Here is an 18,405-nt window from a genome sequence, read left to right as displayed (position 1 = left end):
TGCGCATGAACATTGAACGTCGCTCGCTGCTCAAGGGCATGGCCCTGGGCGGCCTGGCCAGCGTCACGGTAACCGGCTCCGGCCTGAGCCTGGCCAACAGCGTGCTGGGCTCGCCGTCAGGCAAGGTGCTGCCGACCCTGGCCCTGGTCAGCACCGCCGTCGCCGACTCAGCCTTCGTCCAAGGGATCAACGCCAGCTCGGTGGCGCGCCAGGTCAGCGTGCAACGCTGCGAGGGCAACCTCGACTTCATCCTGGCACTGCAACAGCGCCTGGGCAGCGGCCAGCCGCAACGCATCATCGGCCTGCTGGACGATGCCAGCGCGGCGCTGGTGCTCGACCAGGCCCGCAGCGCCGGAGCGCGGTTGCAATGGCTCGGCCAGCACCACAGCGATGCCCGCACCTCGCGCCACCAACTGCTCAGCGCCGAGGCCGCCAATGGCTGCGCCCTGCAACTGGGCCTGCAACTGAACGCCTGTGGCGCCGGTTTCAGCCTCAGTGAACAACGCCTGCTGGCACAACCCGCGTTCCAGGCCAGCGCCCGGGCCCGCGACCCGCGCAGTGCCGAACAATGGGCGGCCACCCTGGGCTACAACCTGGCCCAACTGGCCCGCGGCACACTCGGCGAAGCGCCTTTGGCGAGCCCTCGGGCCACCCCGCTGAGCGGCCATTTCGTTTCGTTCTCGATTGAGGCTTGAAGGAGCTGATCCAATGACTGAGCAAACCCAGAAGCCACTGCTGCCAAGGGGCGTGAACGCCGCCCATTTCCAGAAAGCCATCGCCCAGTTCCGCGCCCTGCTGGGTGACGAGAACGTGCTGGTCAAGGACGACCAGCTGGTGCCCTACAGCAAGATCATGATCGCCGTGGACACCGCCGAGCACATGCCTTCCGCGGCGGTTACCGCCACCAGCGTCGAGCAGGTGCAAGGGGTGGTGAAGATCTGCAACGAGCACAAGATTCCGCTCTGGACCATCTCCACCGGACGCAACTTCGGCTACGGCTCGGCAGCTCCCGGCCAGCGCGGCCAGGTGATTCTCGACCTGAAGAAAATGAACAAGATCCTCCACGTCGACCCAGAGCTGTGCACCGCGCTGGTGGAGCCCGGGGTGACCTACCAGCAGCTGTACGACTACATACAGGAAAACAACCTGCCGCTGATGCTGTCCTTCTCGGCGCCGTCGGCCATCGCTGGGCCCTTGGGCAACACCATGGACCGCGGCGTGGGCTACACCCCCTATGGCGAGCACTTCCTGATGCAATGCGGCATGGAGGTGGTGCTGGCCAACGGTGACATCTATCGCACCGGCATGGGCGGGGTCAAAGGCGACAACGCCTGGCAGGTGTTCAAATGGGGTTACGGCCCGACCCTGGATGGCATGTTCACCCAGGCCAACTACGGCATCTGTACCAAGATGGGCTTCTGGCTGATGCCCAAGCCGCCGGTGTTCAAGCCGTTCGAGATCAAGTTCGAGAACGAGTCGGACATCGCCGAGATCGTCGAATTCATCCGCCCCTTGCGCATCGCCCAGGTGATTCCCAACTCGGTGGTGATCGCCGGGGTACTGTGGGAAGCCGCCACCTGCAACACTCGCCGCGCCGACTACACCCGTGAGCCGGGGGCCACTTCGGAGGCCATCCTCAAGCAGATCCAGAAGGACAAGGACCTCGGCGCCTGGAACGTCTACGCCGCCCTGTACGGCACCCAGGAGCAAGTGGACGTCAACTGGAAGATCGTCACCCAGGCCCTCAAGGCGCTGGGCAAGGGACGCATGGTCACCCAGGAACAAGCCGGCTCCACGCAACCCTTCCTGTACCGCTCGCAACTGATGTCCGGAGTACCCAACCTGCAGGAGTTCGGCCTGTACAACTGGCGCGGCGGCGGTGGCTCGATGTGGTTCGCTCCGGTGAGCCAGGCCCGGGGCAGCGAGTGCAACAAGCAACAGGCACTGGCCAAGAAGATCCTCAACAAACATGGCTTGGATTATGTGGGCGAATTCATCGTCGGCTGGCGCGACATGCACCACGTCATCGACGTGCTGTACGACCGCAGCAACCCGGAGGAAACCCTGCGGGCCAACGCCTGCTTCGCCGAACTGCTGGATGTGTTCGAGGAGCAAGGCTATGCGGTGTACCGGGTCAACACGGCCTTCCAGGAGCGGGTGGCGCAGAGCTACGGCCCGGTCAAGCGCAAGGTCGAGCACGCGATCAAGCGTGCCCTGGACCCGAACAACATCCTCGCTCCAGGCAAGTCCGGGATCGACCTGGCCAACCCGTTCTAGGCACCAGACCCGCGTCGAGGTCAGCAGGAGCAAGACACAGGCACAACCGCACGACGTTCAGAAGCGCTGAAACAACAACGCCCGAGGCACTCTGCCCCGGGCGTTTTTTGCTCACGGCTGACGGGGGTCTCAGGCCTTTTTGCTCCGCGGCAGGAAGATCGCCAACACCCCGAACAACGGCAGGAACGAGCACAGGTAGTACACGTACTCGATGCCATGAATGTCCGCCAGATGCCCCAGCAGCGCTGCGCCGATCCCGCCAAAACCGAACATCAGGCCGAAGAACACGCCAGCGATCATGCCGACATTGCCCGGCACCAATTCCTGGGCATAGACCACGATGGCGGAGAACGCCGAGGCCAGGATAAAACCGATCACCACACTGAGGACACTGGTCCAGAACAGGTCCACATGGGGCAGCAGCAGGGTGAACGGCGCAACACCAAGGATCGAGAACCAGATCACCGCCTTGCGGCCGATCTTGTCGCCGATGGGCCCACCGAAGAAGGTCCCGGCCGCCACCGCGCCGAGGAAAAGGAACAGGTGCAATTGCGAGCTGGCCACCGACAGGTCGAACTTCTCGATCAGGTAGAAGGTGAAGTAGCTGGTGAAGCTGGCCATGTAGAAATACTTGGAAAACACCAGCAACCCGAGGACCACCAGGGCGCTGATCACCCGGTTCTTCGACAGGCCGTGGGTCGCCGCCTGGCCCTGCTTGAGCTTGTACAGGCGCAGGTGGTTGGCGTACCAGCGGCTGATGGCGTACAGCACCACCAGGGCAAACAGCGCGAACAGCCCGAACCAGGCGACGTTGCCCTGGCCGTAGGGAATGATGATCGCCGCCGCCAGCAAGGGGCCGAACGCGGTGCCGGCGTTACCGCCCACCTGGAAGCTCGACTGCGCCAGGCCATAACGCCCGCCTGAGGCCAGCCGCGCCACCCGCGAGGCTTCCGGGTGAAAGGTCGAGGAACCGACACCAATCAGGCCCGCCGCCAGCAGGATCAAGGCAAAGCTGCCCACCTGGGACATCATCAAGATACCGATCAGGGTGCAGATCATCCCCGCCGGTAGCAGGAACGGCTGGGGCCGCCGATCGGTGTAATAGCCGACCCAGGGTTGCAGCAGCGACGCCGTGAGCTGGAAAGTCAGGGTGATCAGGCCGACCTGGGTGAAGGTCAGGCCGTAGCTGCTCTTGAGCATCGGATAGATCGCTGGCAACACCGCCTGGATCAGGTCGTTGATCAAGTGCGCCAGGGCCACCGCGCCAATGATGCGCAGGACCAGCGGGCTGCTTGGTGAAGCAGGAGAAGCCGTCGTTGCGACAGGCGGGGCGTTACGGGTAGCCATAGAGAGTTTCCGTACAACGAGTGGGTGCACAGGGGCAGGTGCGTCAATGTGCCATTTTTCAATGCAGTGGCGCCATCCCATTAGCTTGCTAACGACCTCAAGCGCCCCTCAGGCAGCCGCTGGCGATCAATCGATAATCCGCGCCTCGGGGAAGTCCGCTTCCAGCTCGGCCTTGAGCCATTGGATAAACCATTCGACATCCGCCGACCATTCATGGTCCGGGGTCAGCACACGATAGCTCTCCAGCTTCACCTGATCCTCCAGCACTCGCACCAGGGTCCCGGCCTTGAGTTCCTCGCGCACCAGCACTTCATTGGCCAGGGCAATGCCTTGGCCGCTTTCCGCCACCGACAAGGCGTGATCGTTGTTCACGTAGATCAAGTCGGACGTGAGGTGGAGATCCAGGCCATTGGCGGCAAACCACATGTTCCACCACTCGCCGTCGTCAAAGTGGATCAGCTCATGCCTGGCCAGGTCCGCCGGTCTAAGCATCGGCTCGATGCTGGCCAGGTAGGCCGGAGTACAAATCGGAAACACCCGAGGGCAGATCAGGCTGACCCGAGACTCGGCGTATTGCCCTTCCAGGCCGTAGGCAATTCCCAGGTCGCTGGTCTTGGCGTCGACCTCGGTGAAGGTCGAGTTCGGTTCGATGGCGAACTTCAGCCCCGGACGCAGATGCCGCAGCGCCTCCAGGCGCGGCGTCAGCCAGCGCTTGGCAAACCCCGGCACCACCATGATCCGCAACCAGCGCTCGGCGGCCTTGGGTTGCGCCTCACGTCCGGCCTCGATGATCAACTGCAAAGCCGCGGCGATCTTGCGGTGGTATTTCTCCCCCGCCGGGGTCAGGGTCACCCCGCGCGAAGTGCGTTCGAACAACTGCACACCGAGCCAGTCCTCCAACAGCTTCACATGCCGGCCGATGGCTGGCTGGGTCACATGCAGGGCCCTGGACGCTTCGACATAGCTGCCCAGGCGGGCCGCAGCATCAAAAGCACGCACTGCGTTCAACGGCGGCAAACGCTGTTCAGCCATGGTTCTGCACGCTCTCTGCTATTAAATTTTTTAACAGCTGGTATGTTAAAATTGATGTTTCGCCCCCGCAACCCCTCACTGATAATCAGCCCCAGCAGAACAACAAAAAATACCTGAGAAGCCCAGAAAACCGGGTTCTCCAGAGACCCGAACACATCTCGATCCTGCCCCAAAAAAAACAATATCCATGGCCTGCCAGACAGTTCATGGGGGAATCGGAGGTAAGGCATGAATGCCCTGCATGCGCTGCAAACGCTGGCGGTGTCCGTCCGTTCAGTGCGCAAGGTCTACGGCGATCCACACAGCGGCCCGGTGGCCCTGAAGAACATCGACCTGGACATCCGCGACAACGAATTCTTCACCCTGCTCGGCCCCTCAGGCTGCGGCAAGACCACCCTCCTGCGGATGATCGCCGGGTTCGAATTCCCGACCCAGGGCGAGATCCTCCTCTATGGCGAGAACATCGCCGAGCGGCCGCCCTTCGAGCGCCCGGTGAACACGGTGTTCCAGCACTACGCGCTGTTCCCCCACATGACCCTCGCCGAGAACCTGGCCTTCGGCCTGGAGTCCCGGCCAATGGGCCAGGTGCTGAGCAAGGCGCAGATTGCCGAGCGGGTGCGCGAGATGCTGGCCCTGGTGCAGATGGAGCGCTTCGCCGGGCGCAAGCCCAACCAGCTGTCCGGTGGCCAGCAGCAACGCATCGCCCTGGCCCGGGCCCTGGCGCCCCATCCCAAGGTGCTGCTGCTGGATGAACCCCTCTCGGCCCTGGACCTCAAGCTGCGCCAGGCCATGCGCGAGGAACTCAAGACCATCCAGGCCAAGACCGGCATCACCTTCATCTTCGTCACCCATGACCAGGAAGAAGCCCTGACCCTGTCCGACCGCATCGCCGTGTTGTCCGAAGGTGAAGTACAGCAAGTCGGTCGCCCGGAGGAAATCTACGAACAGCCGCGCAATCGCTTCGTCGCCGACTTCATCGGTGAAACCAACTTCATCCAGGCCACCGTCAGCCGCGTCGAAGCGGGCCTGGTCTGGTTCAACGGCCCGGCCTGGCATGCTCTGCCGGCGCAACCGTGCAAGGAAGCCCAGGTCGGCCAGCAGGTCACCCTGTCGGTGCGCCCGGAGCGCCTGCACCTGTGCAGCGACATCGCCGCAGACGCATTGTCGTGCCGCATCGAAACGATGACCTACCTGGGCACCGACCTGCAGTACCAGGTCAGCCTCAGCGACGGTACGCGGCTCACCGTGCGCACCCCCAACAGCGTCGAGCACAACCAGCGCCTGGCCGTGGGCAGCAACGCCGGCCTGGTCTTCGAACGCGGCAGCGCCAGCGTCCTGCTGGATTGAACGGGAGGATTCGCCATGCAAGCCTCATCGATCTCGCAGCACCTGGAACGCCGCAAGGCTTTTCGCAGCTTCCTCGGGGTCAGCCCGGCCCTGGTCACCATCGGCCTGTTCCTGATCGTGCCGATCCTCATCGTCATCGCTTATTCGCTGATGGAAGCCAACCCCTACGGCGGGGTGAACAAGGTATTCAGCAGTGACGCCTACACCTCCCTGCTGTTCGAACGGCAACTGGACGACAGCCTGGCGTTCGCCGACTCCTACCTGCTGATCGCCTTGCGCTCCATCGGCATCGCCGGGTTGACCACGGTGATCACCTTGTTGATCGGTTTCCCGGTGGCGGTGTGGCTGGCCATGCAGCCGGTGCAACGCCGGGGCTTGCTGATCTTCCTGATCACCGTGCCGTTCTGGGCCAACCTGCTGATCCGCACCTACGCCTGGATCCTGCTGCTGCGCAACACCGGAGTGATCAACAACAGCCTGATGGGCCTGGGGGTCATCCACGAGCCACTGCAACTGCTGTACACCGACGGCGCGGTGCTGCTGGGGCTGGTCTACACCTACGCACCCTTCGTGGTGCTGCCGATCTACGCCACCCTGGAAAAAATGGACATCCGCCTGCTGGAAGCGGCCCAGGACCTCTACGCCGGGCGTATTCGTACCCTGCGCAAGGTGGTGCTACCGATCGCCAAGCCGGGGATCTTCGCCGGCGCCATCCTCACCTTCGTGCCGTGCCTGGGGGCCATGATCGCCCCGGAACTGCTGGGCGGCGGAACCAAGATGATGCTCGGCAACCTGATCTTCCGCCAGTTCAGCGATGCGCGTAACTGGCCCTTCGGCGCTGCCCTGTCGCTGGTGCTGATGGCCGCGGTGATGCTGGTACTGACCGTCTACGCCCTGCGCGCCCAGCGCCAGCGCAATGTCCAGGAAGGTGCATGATGATGAACCTGTTCAAACGCACGGGCCTCAGCGTCCAGGACTTTCCCGGCTTCGGCGGCTTCAGTTTCCTGTTCTACCTGTACCTCTATGCGCCGATCCTGGTGCTGGTGGTGTTCTCCTTCAACGCCAACCAGTCAGCCACGGTGTGGAGCGGCTTCAGCCTCGACTGGTACCGCGCTGCGTTCGCCAACCAGGCCCTGCGCCAGGCGGCGGGCAACAGCCTGCTGATCGCCGTGTGCGCCAGCATGGCCGCCACCGCCATCGCTACCCTGGCAGCGCTGGGCACCTCGCGAGGCGCCAAGTTCAAGGGCCTGCAACTGTCCATGGGCGCCATCATGCTGCCCCTGGTGCTGCCGGAAATTGTCGTTGGCGTGGCCACCCTGGCGCTGTTCTCGACCCTGGGCCTGTCCCTGGGCTACGGCAACCTGATCATCGCCCACACGGTGTTCTGCATCCCCTTCGCCTACCTGCCGATTCGCGCCCGCCTCAACGACATGGACCTGTCCCTGGAGCACGCCGCGGCGGACCTGTATGCCGGGCCCTGGCGGACCTTTCGCAAGGTGACCCTGCCGCTGTTGATGCCGGGGATCGTCTCCGGGCTGATGCTGGCCTTCATCGTCTCGCTGGATAACTTCGTGATCTCGATGATGGTCTCCCAGGCCGGTACCACCACCCTGCCGATCTTCATCTTCGGCCTGTTGCGCATGGGCGTGACACCCGACGTCAACGCCGTGTCGACGCTGATCCTCGGCGTCTCGGTGCTGTTCGTCAGCCTCTCTTACCTGCTGAGCAAGAAACACGCTTGAACCTTCCACTGACCTTGGGGAAATGACATGAGCAAGTTGATCGCAAGCCTGGGTGCCTCGTTGTTGCTGAGTCTGCCACTGCTGACACAAGCCGCCGAGAAACTCAACGTAGTGAGCTGGAGCGGCTATTTTTCGCCGGAGATCCTCGCCAAGTTCCAGAAGCAGACCGGTATCGAGGTGACGGTGGACTCCTACGACTCCAACGAGACCCTGCTGGCCAAGCTGAAACAGGGCGGCACCGGTTATGACGTGGCGATCCCGTCCCACCAGTTCATCCCGATCCTGATCAAGGAACAGCTGCTGGAGCGTTTCGACCCGGCCAAGCAGCCCTACTACGCCAGTGTCGTCGACAACCTGAAGCACCCCACCTGGGACCCTGAAGGCGCCTACTCGGTGCCCTTCATCTGGGGTACCACCAGCGTGGTGCTCAACGGCGACCGCTACAAGGGGCCGGCCGATAGCTACAAGGTGCTCTACGAGCCGCCAGCGGAGCTCCAGGGGCGGATCAACATGTTCGACTCGGTCAGCGAAGTGATCGACATGGCCAGCCTGTACCTGAACATCCCGCTGTGCAGCGAAGACCCGAAACAGATGCAGCAGATCCTCGGCGTGCTCAAGGCGCAGAAGCCCTTCGTCAAGACCTACAGCTCCAAGGCCGGGTCGATCCGCGAGAACCTGGCGGCCGGGGAAATCGATATGTCGATGTTCTGGGGCGGCTCGTCGATGCGCGCCCGGGAGATGAAACCCAGCCTGAAATACCTCTACCCGAAAGAGGGCGTGCTGGCCTGGGTGGACAACATGGTCATCCCCAAGGGCAGCAAGAATCCGGCTAATGCCAGGGCCTTCATCGCCTTCCTCAGCCAGCCTGAGAACGCCGCCATGACCCAGAACTTCCTCAAGCACCAGAGCCCGATCAAGGGCGTCGCACCGTTCCTCGACGCGGCCCTGAAGGACGCCCCGGAGCTGCACATCCCCGAGGGCACCAAGGTGGTCTTCAGCCAGACCTGCGGTGAAGGCGCGATCCGCCTTGCGGACCGCTTGTGGACCAACCTGATGCGCTGAGCTGCGTTGACTTCTGCCGCCCCGGCCTGGATGCCGGGGCGTTTCTAAAGCCGTTTGAAAGGCCCTCCTGCCATGATCGCCAAGCCCCCCAGCGAACTGGTCCTGCTCCAGGCCCATGAACTCGCCGAGCGTATCCGCCTGCGTCAGGTTTCCTGCCGGGAAGTGATGCAGACCTACCTTGCCCACATCGAGCACTACAACCCCCTGGTCAATGCCCTGGTCAGCCTGCAACCGGCCGACAGCCTGCTGGCCGAGGCCGACCAGCGCGACGCCGAACTGGCCCGCGGTGAGTACCGTGGCTGGATGCACGGCCTGCCCCATGCCATCAAGGACCTGTCCCTGACCCGGGGCATCCGCACCACCCTGGGCTCACCGCTGTACCGCGACTTCATCCCCCAGCGCGACGGCATCATGGTGGAACGGATCAGGGCCGCCGGCGCCATTCTGATCGGCAAGAGCAACACCCCGGAGTTTGGCCTCGGCTCCCAGACCTACAACCCGCTGTTTGGCGCCACCGGCTGTGCCTATGACCCGCGCAAGACCGCCGGCGGCAGCAGCGGTGGCGCCGCCGCGGCCCTGGCCCTGCACCTGGTGCCAGTGGCCGACGGCAGCGACATGATGGGTTCGCTGCGCAACCCGGCGGCCTTCAACAACATCTTCGGCTTCCGTCCGTCCCAGGGCCGGGTGCCCTTTGACGACAGCGCCGACCTGTTCATCGACCAACTCGGCTACGAAGGCCCCATGGCCCGCAGCGTGCGCGATGCGGCGCTGCTGCTGTCGGTGCAGGCCGGCGGCGATGCCCGGGCGCCACTGTCCATCGCCGAATCCGGCCAAGGCTTCGCCGCCCCGCTGGAGCGCGACTTCAAAGGTGCACGCCTGGGCTGGCTGGGAGATTTCAACGGCTACCTGCCCATGGAAAAGGGCCTGCTGGCACTTTGCGAAAAAACCTTCGACGACTTCCGCAGCCTGGGTTGCAGCGTTGAACCGGCAACCCCCGACTTCGCCCCGGAACGCCTGTGGAGCAGTTGGCGCACCCTGCGCCACTGGATGGTTGCCGGTTCCCTGGGCAGCGCCTATGCCGATCCGCAGAAGCGTTCACAACTCAAGGCTGAAGCCATCTGGGAAGTGGAGAATGGCCTCAAGCTATCCGCCAACCAGGTGTTTGAAGCCTCGGTGATTCGCAGCGACTGGTATCGGGCTATTTCAAAGCTATTCGAACGTTTCGACTACCTGCTGCTGCCCAGCGCCCAGGTCTTCCCCTTCGACAAGACCGTGCCCTGGCCTCGGAGCATTGAAGGCATGAGCATGGACACCTATCACCGCTGGATGGAGGTGGTGATCCCAGGCACGTTGTCCGGTTGCCCGGTGGCCAACGTGCAGGCCGGCTTCAACGCCGACGGCCTGCCCATGGGTTTGCAGATCATCGGCCGGCACCAGGCCGACTTCGCCGTCCTGCAACTGGCCCATGCCTACGAACAGGCCAGCCGCTGGTTCCAGCGCTGCCCATCGCCGCTACTTTCGGGGGGAAAGGGATAAACGGTTGATAGCGTAGATAATTTTTTTACAAAAATGCTTGACGCATTGCCGTTCCGAGCGAATAATGCGCGCCACTTGGCTACATAGCTCAGTTGGTTAGAGCATAGCATTCATAATGCTGGGGTCCGGGGTTCAAGTCCCTGTGTAGCCACCAAGTACTAAAAACGGCTTACCGCAAGGTAGGCCGTTTTTTTATGCCCGTAGAAAAGTAACGCCACGGCCGGCCTTGAAAAGGCCCGCTCTACTCAGGGTAAAAATGCCCCATGAACGTCAGTGTTTCGATCGCCTGAGCGTATGGAGCAAACCTGAGATCGCCATCCGCAAAAGCCCGTGCAACTTTCTGCGCATGTTCAAGACTGTCCCACTTAGCCAGATCGGCAAACATCCGGCCTTGGGGTTCAGGGCAATACCCCAAGAACTCGATCAGCCCATCAAATCCTCGCAGCGCCTCTCGAAGCATCACGCGCAGTTGCGGCATTTGACATTCAAAACCCTCCTTGACGGTAAAAACGGCCAATTCCAGTACATGGTTGCTCTGCGTCATACATCACTCCTTTGCTGTGGTGAAAGGCGGTCAGTATCCGGAGCCCCTACTGACAGCGTGCTGTCAGTCGCTGTTGATGTTCTGCGCCGCCCATTGCTCAGACTGGAACTGCATGTAAGCGCGCAAATTCCATTGTCCTGCTAACGGCGGCTCCTGCTCAGTGATGTGTAAATGGCTGATCCGATCGACTCTGAAATCCCTGTACGCCTTTTTGCTCGTGCACCAGGTTCCCACTGTCCACTTCCCGCCCCAGTAGAACAGCCCCAACGGAAATACCCGCCTGCTCGACAACTGCCCGCTCAAGCTGAGATAGGAAAAACGCACCGCGCCGGCCTTTTGAATCGCGCGGTGCAGGTCATCCAGGTATTGCTGCTGCACGGTCGAGGGCCTGACCCGCAGCGCCCGGATACTGGAAAGGCCAGGCTGTGTATTACGCCGTGGCACCGCAGCGGCTACCTTGCTCAACAGTGTCCTGGCAGAAGCAGCCAGCTCCGCCCCCGCCGAATTTGAAAGCATCTCGACACCCAGCATCAGCGCATCCAACTCACTCTGAGTCAGGTTCAAAGGCGGCAACTCGAACCCTTCGCGCAGTGCATAGCCGATACCCGGCATGCCATACAGCGGAACACCGCTCACCGACAGGTCATCGACATAGCGATAGATGGTGCGGACCGAAACGCCAATACGCTCGGCCAGATCCTCAGCCGTGATCGGCTGATGCACGCGGATCAGGTTGACGACCTGGAACAGTCGGTCGGATTTACGCACACCCTGCTCCCTGAGCTATTTTTTCGGAGAAAACCCACCGATGCCTCGCACACTGATACCCGAGGCAAACGAATCACACATATCGTCGATAAGCCGGCTGCGAGCCTTGCCAGAACACTCAGCCAACGTATTGCAGGTCACCAGCACCGTGGTAGGTCAGCAAGCTGAGGTGTGGATTGCCGCAGAAAAGTCTGGAGATTACGCCGCATTGATCTACAAACGCGACACCCGCATTGAGCACCCCCACTGGCTGGGATAGAACACTCCAGCAGTGTTTGTGAGAGCTGCGCCATCCTCACTTCAAGGGCTCGATAATGACAATAAAAAACCACATGACTTCAGTCGCTCCGTGGCTGTTCTCGCTTCTGGCAATCACCTGTACTCCAGCCTTCGCCGAACAGGCCCCTACTCCGCCCTCCAACTTGCTGACCGCCGCCGTGGCCTGGAAGCAGACCGCCGCCGAATTCGAGGCCCTGTACTACCAGGGCTTCAACATCGCCCGCCTGCAACTGGATCGCGCTCTGCAAGAACACAAGGCCGGTGACCGGCCGCTGGCGATCATTAGCGACGTTGACGACACCGTGCTCAGCAGCAACAGCTACTGGGGCTACATGATCAACTCGGGGAAAGAGTTCTTCGATGACGAGGCCTGGGACAAGTGGGTTGCAGACAATGGCCCCGTCGCCACCCCGGGCGCCGTGGAGTTCCTGAAGTACGCCCAGTCCAAGGGCGTCGAAGTCTTCTATGTCACCAGCCGGGACCAAGGCGAAAAGACCTACGAATATGCCTTGGCCAACCTGCGTAAAAACCAACTGCCCTTTGCCGATGAGCAACACCTGACGGTATATCGCGACAGCTCCAACAAGGAGCCTCGGCAAATGGAAATCGCCAAGGACCACACCGTGGTGGTGGTGCTCGGTGACAACCTCAACGACTTCAAGCGCAAGTACTACGTGGCGGACGTCAAGCAACGCAGCAGCCTGATGACCGAAGACAAGGAACAGTTCGGGCGCAAGTTCATCCTTTTCCCCAACCCCACCGACGGCCACTGGCTGAAGGCAATCTTTGGTGATTCCGAACCACCGGCCACGCCGGAGAATCGTGCCAAGTTCAAGGCCGCAGCCGGTGCCAACGCCTGGCAGACGAAAGAGTAACCAGGCAACGCCACGCCCCCCCCCCGCACAAGGGCGGTCATGACTCCCTTCGAGCCATGGCCCCCTACAGCGACCAGCGCATGGTCACCATGGCATTACGTGGCTCGCCATAAATGTCGTTGCCGTAATAGGTATTGGTGCTGATGCTCTGGTAGTACTTCTTGTCGAAGACGTTATTCAGGTTGAGGCGAAACTCGAGATGCTCGGACGCCCGGTAACGGGTCATCAGGTCCACCAGGGCATAGCCTTTCTGCTCGACGTACATCGGCGTGCCCGAGTCGTAGAAGTTCACATCCTTGTTGTAGATCCGGTTCTGGCTATAGAGCCCCCCGCCCACACTCCAGCGATGCAGATCTCCCGGGAGCTGGTAGGTGGTAAAGGCCTTGAACACGTGACGTGGAATATCGGTGTCGAACAGCCGGCCGACATTGTCTTCGTTGCTGTCCTTGCGGTACTTGGCCTGGGCATAGGTGTAGCCCGCCCCCAGCTCCCAGCCCGGCGCCAGCTTACCGTTGACCTCAAGCTCGATACCTTCGCTGCGCACCTCGCCGCTGGCTTCGTAGCACTGCAGGCTGGAGCACTGAGCGCTGATCACCTGCTTGGCGCGATTGACCTGGTCGATCCTGAACACCGCAGCGCTGGCGGTCAGGGCCCCCTCGAAGTATTCGCCCTTGATGCCCGTCTCATAGTTCTTGCCGACTACGGGCTTGATCAAGCCACCGGAGCTGTCCACTTCCGCTTGTGGGCTAAAGACATCGGTGTAGCTGGCATACACCGAGTGATGGGCGTCGAGGTCGTAGACCACGCCGGCATAGCGGGTGAGGTTGCGGGTGACCTTGTAGTCGGTGCTGGAGGCGGTGCGCACCCCGGCAAAGCGCGTATCCACATCGTAGTCGTACCAGTCCAGGCGCCCGCCCAGAATCAGGGTCAGGGGCTCGGCGAGGCTGAAGCGTGAGGTGAGGTAGAAACTTTTCAGCTCGGCGTTGCGCTCCTGGCGCCAGTAATCCAGGTCCATCTGTGGCTTGGGTACGCTATGGGGATCGGGATGGTAGATGTTGGTCCGCGTCTCGTTGTCCTGGAAATTGCCCTTGCCACGAAAGGCCAGCTCACGCTGACTGGCCCCCACCACCAGCTCATGCTCACGCCCGAACAGAGCAAACGGCCCGGAAGCGAAGAGGTCGTAGCTGTCTTGCTGATCCTTGTAGTGGTACTGACCGACGTACTGACCAAACTCGTCGAAATCAGCGCCGAAACGCTCGGTCATCGAACCGAGCATCTGCAAGTCGGACCAGGACTTGCTGGCCGACAGCAACAGTTTCCAGGCGTTGTCGAAGCGGTACTCCAAGCGACCAAAAGCCGTGACGTTGTTCTGGTCCCAGTACTCCCAGTCACTGCCCAGGTAGGCCGAGCGCGACAGGTGCAGATGCCGGCCGTCAATCGCCGCAGGCAGCCCGCCCCAGGTCGTGGTGTTGTGCGACGCCTGATTGGTAGCGCCCACGCTCAGCGTGGTGTTGTCATTCAAGTCGGCCTCGGCAATGCCGTAGAACACCGAACGCTCGGCATCGGCCACGTCCTGGAAACTGTTCTTGCTCTGGTAGGCAGTCACCAAGCGTCCGCGCAACGTGCCACTGTCATTGAGGGCACTGGAGGCATCGATTTCGCTGCGGTAATTGTCCCAACTGCCGGCACTGGCAGTGATGCTCAAACGCGGGGCCACAGTGGGCCGCTTGCGCACCATGTTGATCGCCGCCGAGGGGCTGCCCGTACCCTGCATCAGGCCGGCGGCGCCACGCATGACCTCGACCCGATCGAAGATCGCCGTGTCGGCCGCAGTGCTCATGTCCCGGCTCAGATAATGGGACATGTCGTTGGCCAGGCCATCGACCATGAGGTTCTGCACGGCAAAACCCCGCGAATAGAAAATGGGGCGCTGTGGTCCGTCCTTGGTGATGGAAATGCCCGGGGTGCTCTTGAGCACATCCTCCAGGCTTTGCATGTTCTGATCGTCCATGCGCTGGCGGGTGACCACGGTCACCGACTGCGGAGTCTCGCGAATCGACAGGGCCAGCTTGGTGGCCGTCTGCATGGCGCCGGTGGTGTAGGAGCCAGTGTCTTCGGTGGTGGTGCCCAGCGACGCGCCGGTGATCTGGGTCGGCCCCAGATTCAGCGCCGCCCCCGTCGGCAACTTGACCAGGGTGTAGCGCGCCGGGCCCTCCTGGCGCAGCTGCAAGCCGCTGCCGGCCAGCAGCTGCGCTACGCCCTGAGTGAAGGAATAATGGCCCTTGAGCCCCTGGGTAACGAGACCCTGGGTCTGGCTGGAGCCAAAGGACAAAGTGACCCCACTGGCCGCGGCAAACTCACTGAGCGCAGTACCCAGTGCCCCTGACGCTATGTTGAACGCCTGCGCTTCGCCCACCGCCTCCTGGGCCAGGGCCAATGGCGCAGCACTGGTGGCCGCCAGCAGCGCGCCAAGGGTGATGCTCAACGCCGTGCGATTGAAACTGCGCCGCAGGGCGGCCTGGGTGAAACGACTCCGGTGGCTCATGTACGCGTCCTATGCCATAGCAGTAAAGGCGGCTGATTGACCGCTCTACTGATGAGCCGAACGCCAGAGGGAATCGGCAAGGCGCATTGACGATTTTTCTTCAAGCGACCATCCGCCCGTCACGCTTGCACACGCACCCAGTACCTGGAAAACCGCCGTACCTTCACCGGCAACGACAACGGCAGGTTGGCCAGCACCCCATCGATATCATCCAGGCGAAAGGCGCCGCTGATCCGCAGCTCCGCAACTTCATCCGCACACCCCAGGTAGCCAGGGCGGTAACGGCCCAACTCACGGATGAAATCCGCCAGTCGCCAGTCAAGCGCCACCATCTGGCCCCGGACCCAGGCACTCTCGGCATTGTCCGCCACCCGCAGCGCCCCCATCTGCCCGGAGCCGAAGGTCAGCGCCTGGCCTTCGGCGACCCTCTGGGCATGTTGTGGATCATCGTTCAGGCGCACCTCCACCGCATGCTGCTGAACCGAGACACGGCTGAAGGCCGATTCCAGGCGCACATCGAAACGGGTGCCCAGGGCCCGGATGCGGCCATGAGGGGTTGCCACCAGCAAAGGGCGCGCCGGGGCCCGGTCTGCGGCCGTGGTGACCTGGATCTCGCCCTGACGCAGGAAGATCAACCGTTCTTCATGGCTGTAGGCAACGTCGACCCGGGTATCGGTATTGAGGTGCAGCCGCGTGCCATCGGCCAGCAGTTCTTCCCGGCGCTGGCCGGTGCGCGTGGCGAAGTCGGCGCTGTAGGGAGACAGCCGATACCCGCCCAGCAACGCCGAGCCGCCAGCCATCAGCAGCAGCAGCACCTTGAGACCCTGGCGGCGCTGGATGCCCATTTCCGACAAGACCGGCAAGGCAATATCCTGCGGGACCCCACGCAGTTGCTGTTGCAGCCTTTGCACCCGGCCCCAGGCCCGCGCATGTTGCGCATCGGCGCCAAGCCACTGCTGCCAGGCCTGTTGCTGCGCCGCGCTGACCTGTTGATCGTTGAGGACCAGGTACCAGTCCACCGCTGCCTGCAGGTGGGCCTTGTCCAGGGGAGGAGGCGACGGCACGTTCAATCGTCCATCAGTTGTATGCATTGCAGCAGCGCCTTGCCCAGATGATTCTTGACGGTGGTCACCGACACCCCCAACTGCCGCCCGACCTGCACATAGCTCAAGCCGTCCAGCTGCACCATGAGGAAAATCTGCCGGGTACGCGTGCCCAGTCCATCGAGCAAGGCATCGATGGCCAGCAATGACTCGATGATCAGATGATGGGTTTCAGGAGAAATGTGCTGGGGCTCCGGACGTGCCGCCAAAGCCTCCAGATAGGCCTGTTCCAGAACTCTGCGGCGCGCCTTGTCGATCAGCAGGCCGCGGGCGATGGTCGCAAGGTAATGACGGGGCTCTCGCAGTGCCGGCAACTGGCGCAGTGACAGCATCCGCACGAAGGTGTCCTGGGCCAGGTCTGCGGCATCGGCACAGTTGCCGGTACGGCTGCGCAACCAGCCCTTCAACCAGCCGTGGTGTGCGCCATACAGATCTTCGATCTCCAGCAATATTGAAGCCTTGACCCCTGCGTCCATGATCGACCGTCGCTAATGATAATATATCTCATTATTATCCAGTCGTTTTTTCATGACAACAGAGCCCCCTTCCCGGCAGACCTGAATGCCGCATGCCGGGCCTTGCCGGAAAAACCGCAGCACGCTGCGGTTTTTCCACCCAGGTCAGTTGAAGGGTTGCGGGCGCGGGGTCTGCGCCGAGGAAGGCGGCAGCATCGGCAGCTTGAAGTCCGGCTGATCACCAGTCAGGGTTTCGAGGAAAGCCACGATCTGGCCGATTTCCTCATCCCCCAGCTTGCGCCCCAGTTGCAACCGAGCCATCACGTCTACCGCTTCCTCCAGCTTCCAGTAGGCACCGTCATGGAAGTAGGGGTAGGTCAAGGCCACGTTCCTCAAGGTCGGTACCTTGAACAGCATCCGGTCGGCATCCTTGCCGGTGAGTCCGGCCACGCCCTGGGCCGGGTTCTGGGTCACATAGGGCTCGATCATGCCCATTTTCTGGAATGAGCTGCCACCCACCGCCTCACCGTTGTGGCAAGCCACGCAGCCAATGGATTTGAACAGTTGGTAGCCCTTGAGCGCGGTCGGGCTGATCGCCGCTTTGTCACCCTTCAACCAGCGATCGAAAGGCGCATTCGGCGTCACCAGGGTGTCCTCGAAGGCGGCGATGGCATTGGTGACATCGTCGAACTTGATCTCCTCGCTGCCATATACCTGCTTGAACGAGGCCCGGTATTGGGGAATGGAGCGCAGTACGTCCACCGCCAGTTCGTGGGTAAAGCCCATCTCGCCCGGGTTGGTGATCGGACCGCCGGCCTGCTCCTGAAGCGTGGCCGCGCGGCCATCCCAGTACTGCGCAAAGCTCAAACCGGAGTTGAGCACCGTGGGCGAGTTGATCGGCCCCTGGTGCCAGTTGTGGCCAATGGAGGTGGGCAGGTTGTCACTGCCGCCCATGCTCAGGTTGTGGCAGGAGTTGCAGGAAATGAAACCGGACTTGGACAGGCGCGGGTCGAAATACAACTGCTTGCCCAGCTCCACCTTGGCGGCATCGACAATCTTCGCCGGTTGTACCGGCAGGATCGGCTCGTTCGGCGTCTCTCCCCGTACCTCGCCCCCTAACAGCAATCCGAAAACAAGTAACCACTTACAACGGTGCATGGCGTCCTCTCATCAGGCTTATAGTTTGCTTCACCCTGTACCCAACTCCCCCCCACTGCCCTGACTCAGATCAATCGACGGCCGGGTGAAGCCCTGCCTGCGACCCCGTGTACAGGGGACATGGGCCATACCGTCCACCTTGCCGGAGACATGGCCAGGGCCACACCCAGGCCCAACTCGCGGCGTCACTGCTGTACATTGCCCCACACGGACGACACCTCATTTCCCAGTGAACGGAGCTCAATGCGTGTTCTCGAACTTCCCTCCCCGTCACCTGCTCAGCCTCGGCCTGCTGGCCGCCACCCTCGGCCTCAGTGCCTGCCACAACCCGCCCC

16 protein-coding genes and 1 tRNA gene are annotated in these 18,405 nt (G+C 62.2%); 9 read left to right on the top strand and 8 right to left on the bottom strand.

What is annotated here, in order from left to right; translation table 11 throughout:
* The first annotated feature begins 5 nt into the window (after positions 1–5).
* Positions 6–695 carry a hypothetical protein gene (locus GV818_RS29180; RefSeq protein ID WP_161778218.1) on the top strand — a complete coding sequence of 230 codons (690 nt, stop codon included), beginning with the start codon at positions 6–8 and terminating at the stop codon, positions 693–695.
* A gap of 13 nt (positions 696–708) precedes the next feature.
* Complete coding sequence (locus tag GV818_RS29175; protein WP_161756821.1) at positions 709–2,277, top strand: FAD-binding oxidoreductase; 1,569 nt, start codon at positions 709–711, stop codon at positions 2,275–2,277.
* Positions 2,278–2,406: 129 nt separating this feature from the next.
* Here the strand turns inward: GV818_RS29175 and GV818_RS29170 are convergent, their stop codons facing one another.
* A complete protein-coding gene (locus tag GV818_RS29170; RefSeq protein ID WP_161756822.1) occupies positions 2,407–3,624 on the bottom strand; it encodes an MFS transporter in 1,218 nt (405 codons plus the stop codon).
* A 126-nt stretch (positions 3,625–3,750) separates the two neighbouring features.
* Positions 3,751–4,656 carry a LysR substrate-binding domain-containing protein gene (locus tag GV818_RS29165; RefSeq protein WP_161778217.1) on the bottom strand — a complete coding sequence of 302 codons (906 nt, stop codon included), beginning with the start codon at positions 4,654–4,656 and terminating at the stop codon, positions 3,751–3,753.
* Positions 4,657–4,884: 228 nt separating this feature from the next.
* Between GV818_RS29165 and GV818_RS29160 the strand changes: the two genes are divergently transcribed.
* The 6 genes from GV818_RS29160 to GV818_RS29135 all read left to right on the top strand — a co-directional run bounded on the left by GV818_RS29160 (position 4,885) and on the right by GV818_RS29135 (position 10,497).
* On the top strand, positions 4,885–6,003 hold the full coding sequence (locus tag GV818_RS29160; RefSeq protein ID WP_161778216.1) for an ABC transporter ATP-binding protein: 1,119 nt from the start codon (positions 4,885–4,887) through the stop codon (positions 6,001–6,003).
* Positions 6,004–6,018: 15 nt separating this feature from the next.
* Positions 6,019–6,939, top strand: coding sequence for an ABC transporter permease (locus GV818_RS29155; protein WP_161756825.1), 921 nt, complete (start codon positions 6,019–6,021; stop codon positions 6,937–6,939).
* Positions 6,939–7,745: an ABC transporter permease gene (locus GV818_RS29150; protein WP_372242136.1), complete on the top strand. Its 807-nt coding sequence runs from the start codon at positions 6,939–6,941 to the stop codon at positions 7,743–7,745. The genes GV818_RS29155 and GV818_RS29150 overlap by 1 nt, the downstream gene beginning before the upstream one ends.
* A 27-nt stretch (positions 7,746–7,772) precedes the next feature.
* Positions 7,773–8,807 (top strand): extracellular solute-binding protein, encoded by a 1,035-nt coding sequence (locus tag GV818_RS29145; RefSeq protein ID WP_161778215.1) that lies wholly within the window; start codon positions 7,773–7,775, stop codon positions 8,805–8,807.
* A 72-nt stretch (positions 8,808–8,879) separates the two neighbouring features.
* Positions 8,880–10,343 carry an amidase gene (locus tag GV818_RS29140; RefSeq protein ID WP_161778214.1) on the top strand — a complete coding sequence of 488 codons (1,464 nt, stop codon included), beginning with the start codon at positions 8,880–8,882 and terminating at the stop codon, positions 10,341–10,343.
* 77 nt (positions 10,344–10,420) lie between these two features.
* Positions 10,421–10,497 (top strand) — tRNA-Met (locus GV818_RS29135).
* A gap of 87 nt (positions 10,498–10,584) precedes the next feature.
* Here GV818_RS29135 and GV818_RS29130 read toward each other — a convergent pair.
* Both GV818_RS29130 and GV818_RS29125 read right to left on the bottom strand, forming a co-directional pair.
* The gene (locus GV818_RS29130; protein ID WP_161756829.1) at positions 10,585–10,887 is read right to left on the bottom strand and encodes a hypothetical protein; all 303 of its coding nucleotides are present in this window, start codon (positions 10,885–10,887) and stop codon (positions 10,585–10,587) included.
* Positions 10,888–10,950: 63 nt separating this feature from the next.
* Positions 10,951–11,655 carry a helix-turn-helix transcriptional regulator gene (locus tag GV818_RS29125; protein ID WP_161778213.1) on the bottom strand — a complete coding sequence of 235 codons (705 nt, stop codon included), beginning with the start codon at positions 11,653–11,655 and terminating at the stop codon, positions 10,951–10,953.
* Between the two features lie 314 nt (positions 11,656–11,969).
* On the opposite strand from GV818_RS29125, the gene GV818_RS29120 reads away from it, so the two are divergent.
* On the top strand, positions 11,970–12,809 hold the full coding sequence (locus tag GV818_RS29120) for a 5'-nucleotidase, lipoprotein e(P4) family (RefSeq protein ID WP_161756832.1): 840 nt from the start codon (positions 11,970–11,972) through the stop codon (positions 12,807–12,809).
* A 64-nt stretch (positions 12,810–12,873) separates the two neighbouring features.
* Here the strand turns inward: GV818_RS29120 and GV818_RS29115 are convergent, their stop codons facing one another.
* From GV818_RS29115 to GV818_RS29100, 4 genes are all read right to left on the bottom strand, one after another.
* Positions 12,874–15,354 (bottom strand): TonB-dependent siderophore receptor, encoded by a 2,481-nt coding sequence (locus tag GV818_RS29115; protein ID WP_161778212.1) that lies wholly within the window; start codon positions 15,352–15,354, stop codon positions 12,874–12,876.
* A 119-nt stretch (positions 15,355–15,473) separates the two neighbouring features.
* Positions 15,474–16,418, bottom strand: coding sequence for a FecR domain-containing protein (locus tag GV818_RS29110; RefSeq protein ID WP_372242133.1), 945 nt, complete (start codon positions 16,416–16,418; stop codon positions 15,474–15,476).
* Positions 16,419–16,420: 2 nt separating this feature from the next.
* A complete protein-coding gene (locus GV818_RS29105) occupies positions 16,421–16,933 on the bottom strand; it encodes a sigma-70 family RNA polymerase sigma factor (RefSeq protein WP_161778210.1) in 513 nt (170 codons plus the stop codon).
* A 144-nt stretch (positions 16,934–17,077) separates the two neighbouring features.
* On the bottom strand, positions 17,078–18,070 hold the full coding sequence (locus GV818_RS29100) for a cytochrome-c peroxidase (protein ID WP_161756836.1): 993 nt from the start codon (positions 18,068–18,070) through the stop codon (positions 17,078–17,080).
* Between the last annotated feature and the right edge of the window lie 335 nt (positions 18,071–18,405).

It is taken from the genome of Pseudomonas sp. Fl4BN1 (assembly GCF_009908285.1).
Taxonomy (GTDB): domain Bacteria; phylum Pseudomonadota; class Gammaproteobacteria; order Pseudomonadales; family Pseudomonadaceae; genus Aquipseudomonas.
The sequence above is the reverse complement of the archived record's forward strand: the minus strand, read 5'-3'. Positions and strand labels throughout refer to the sequence as shown.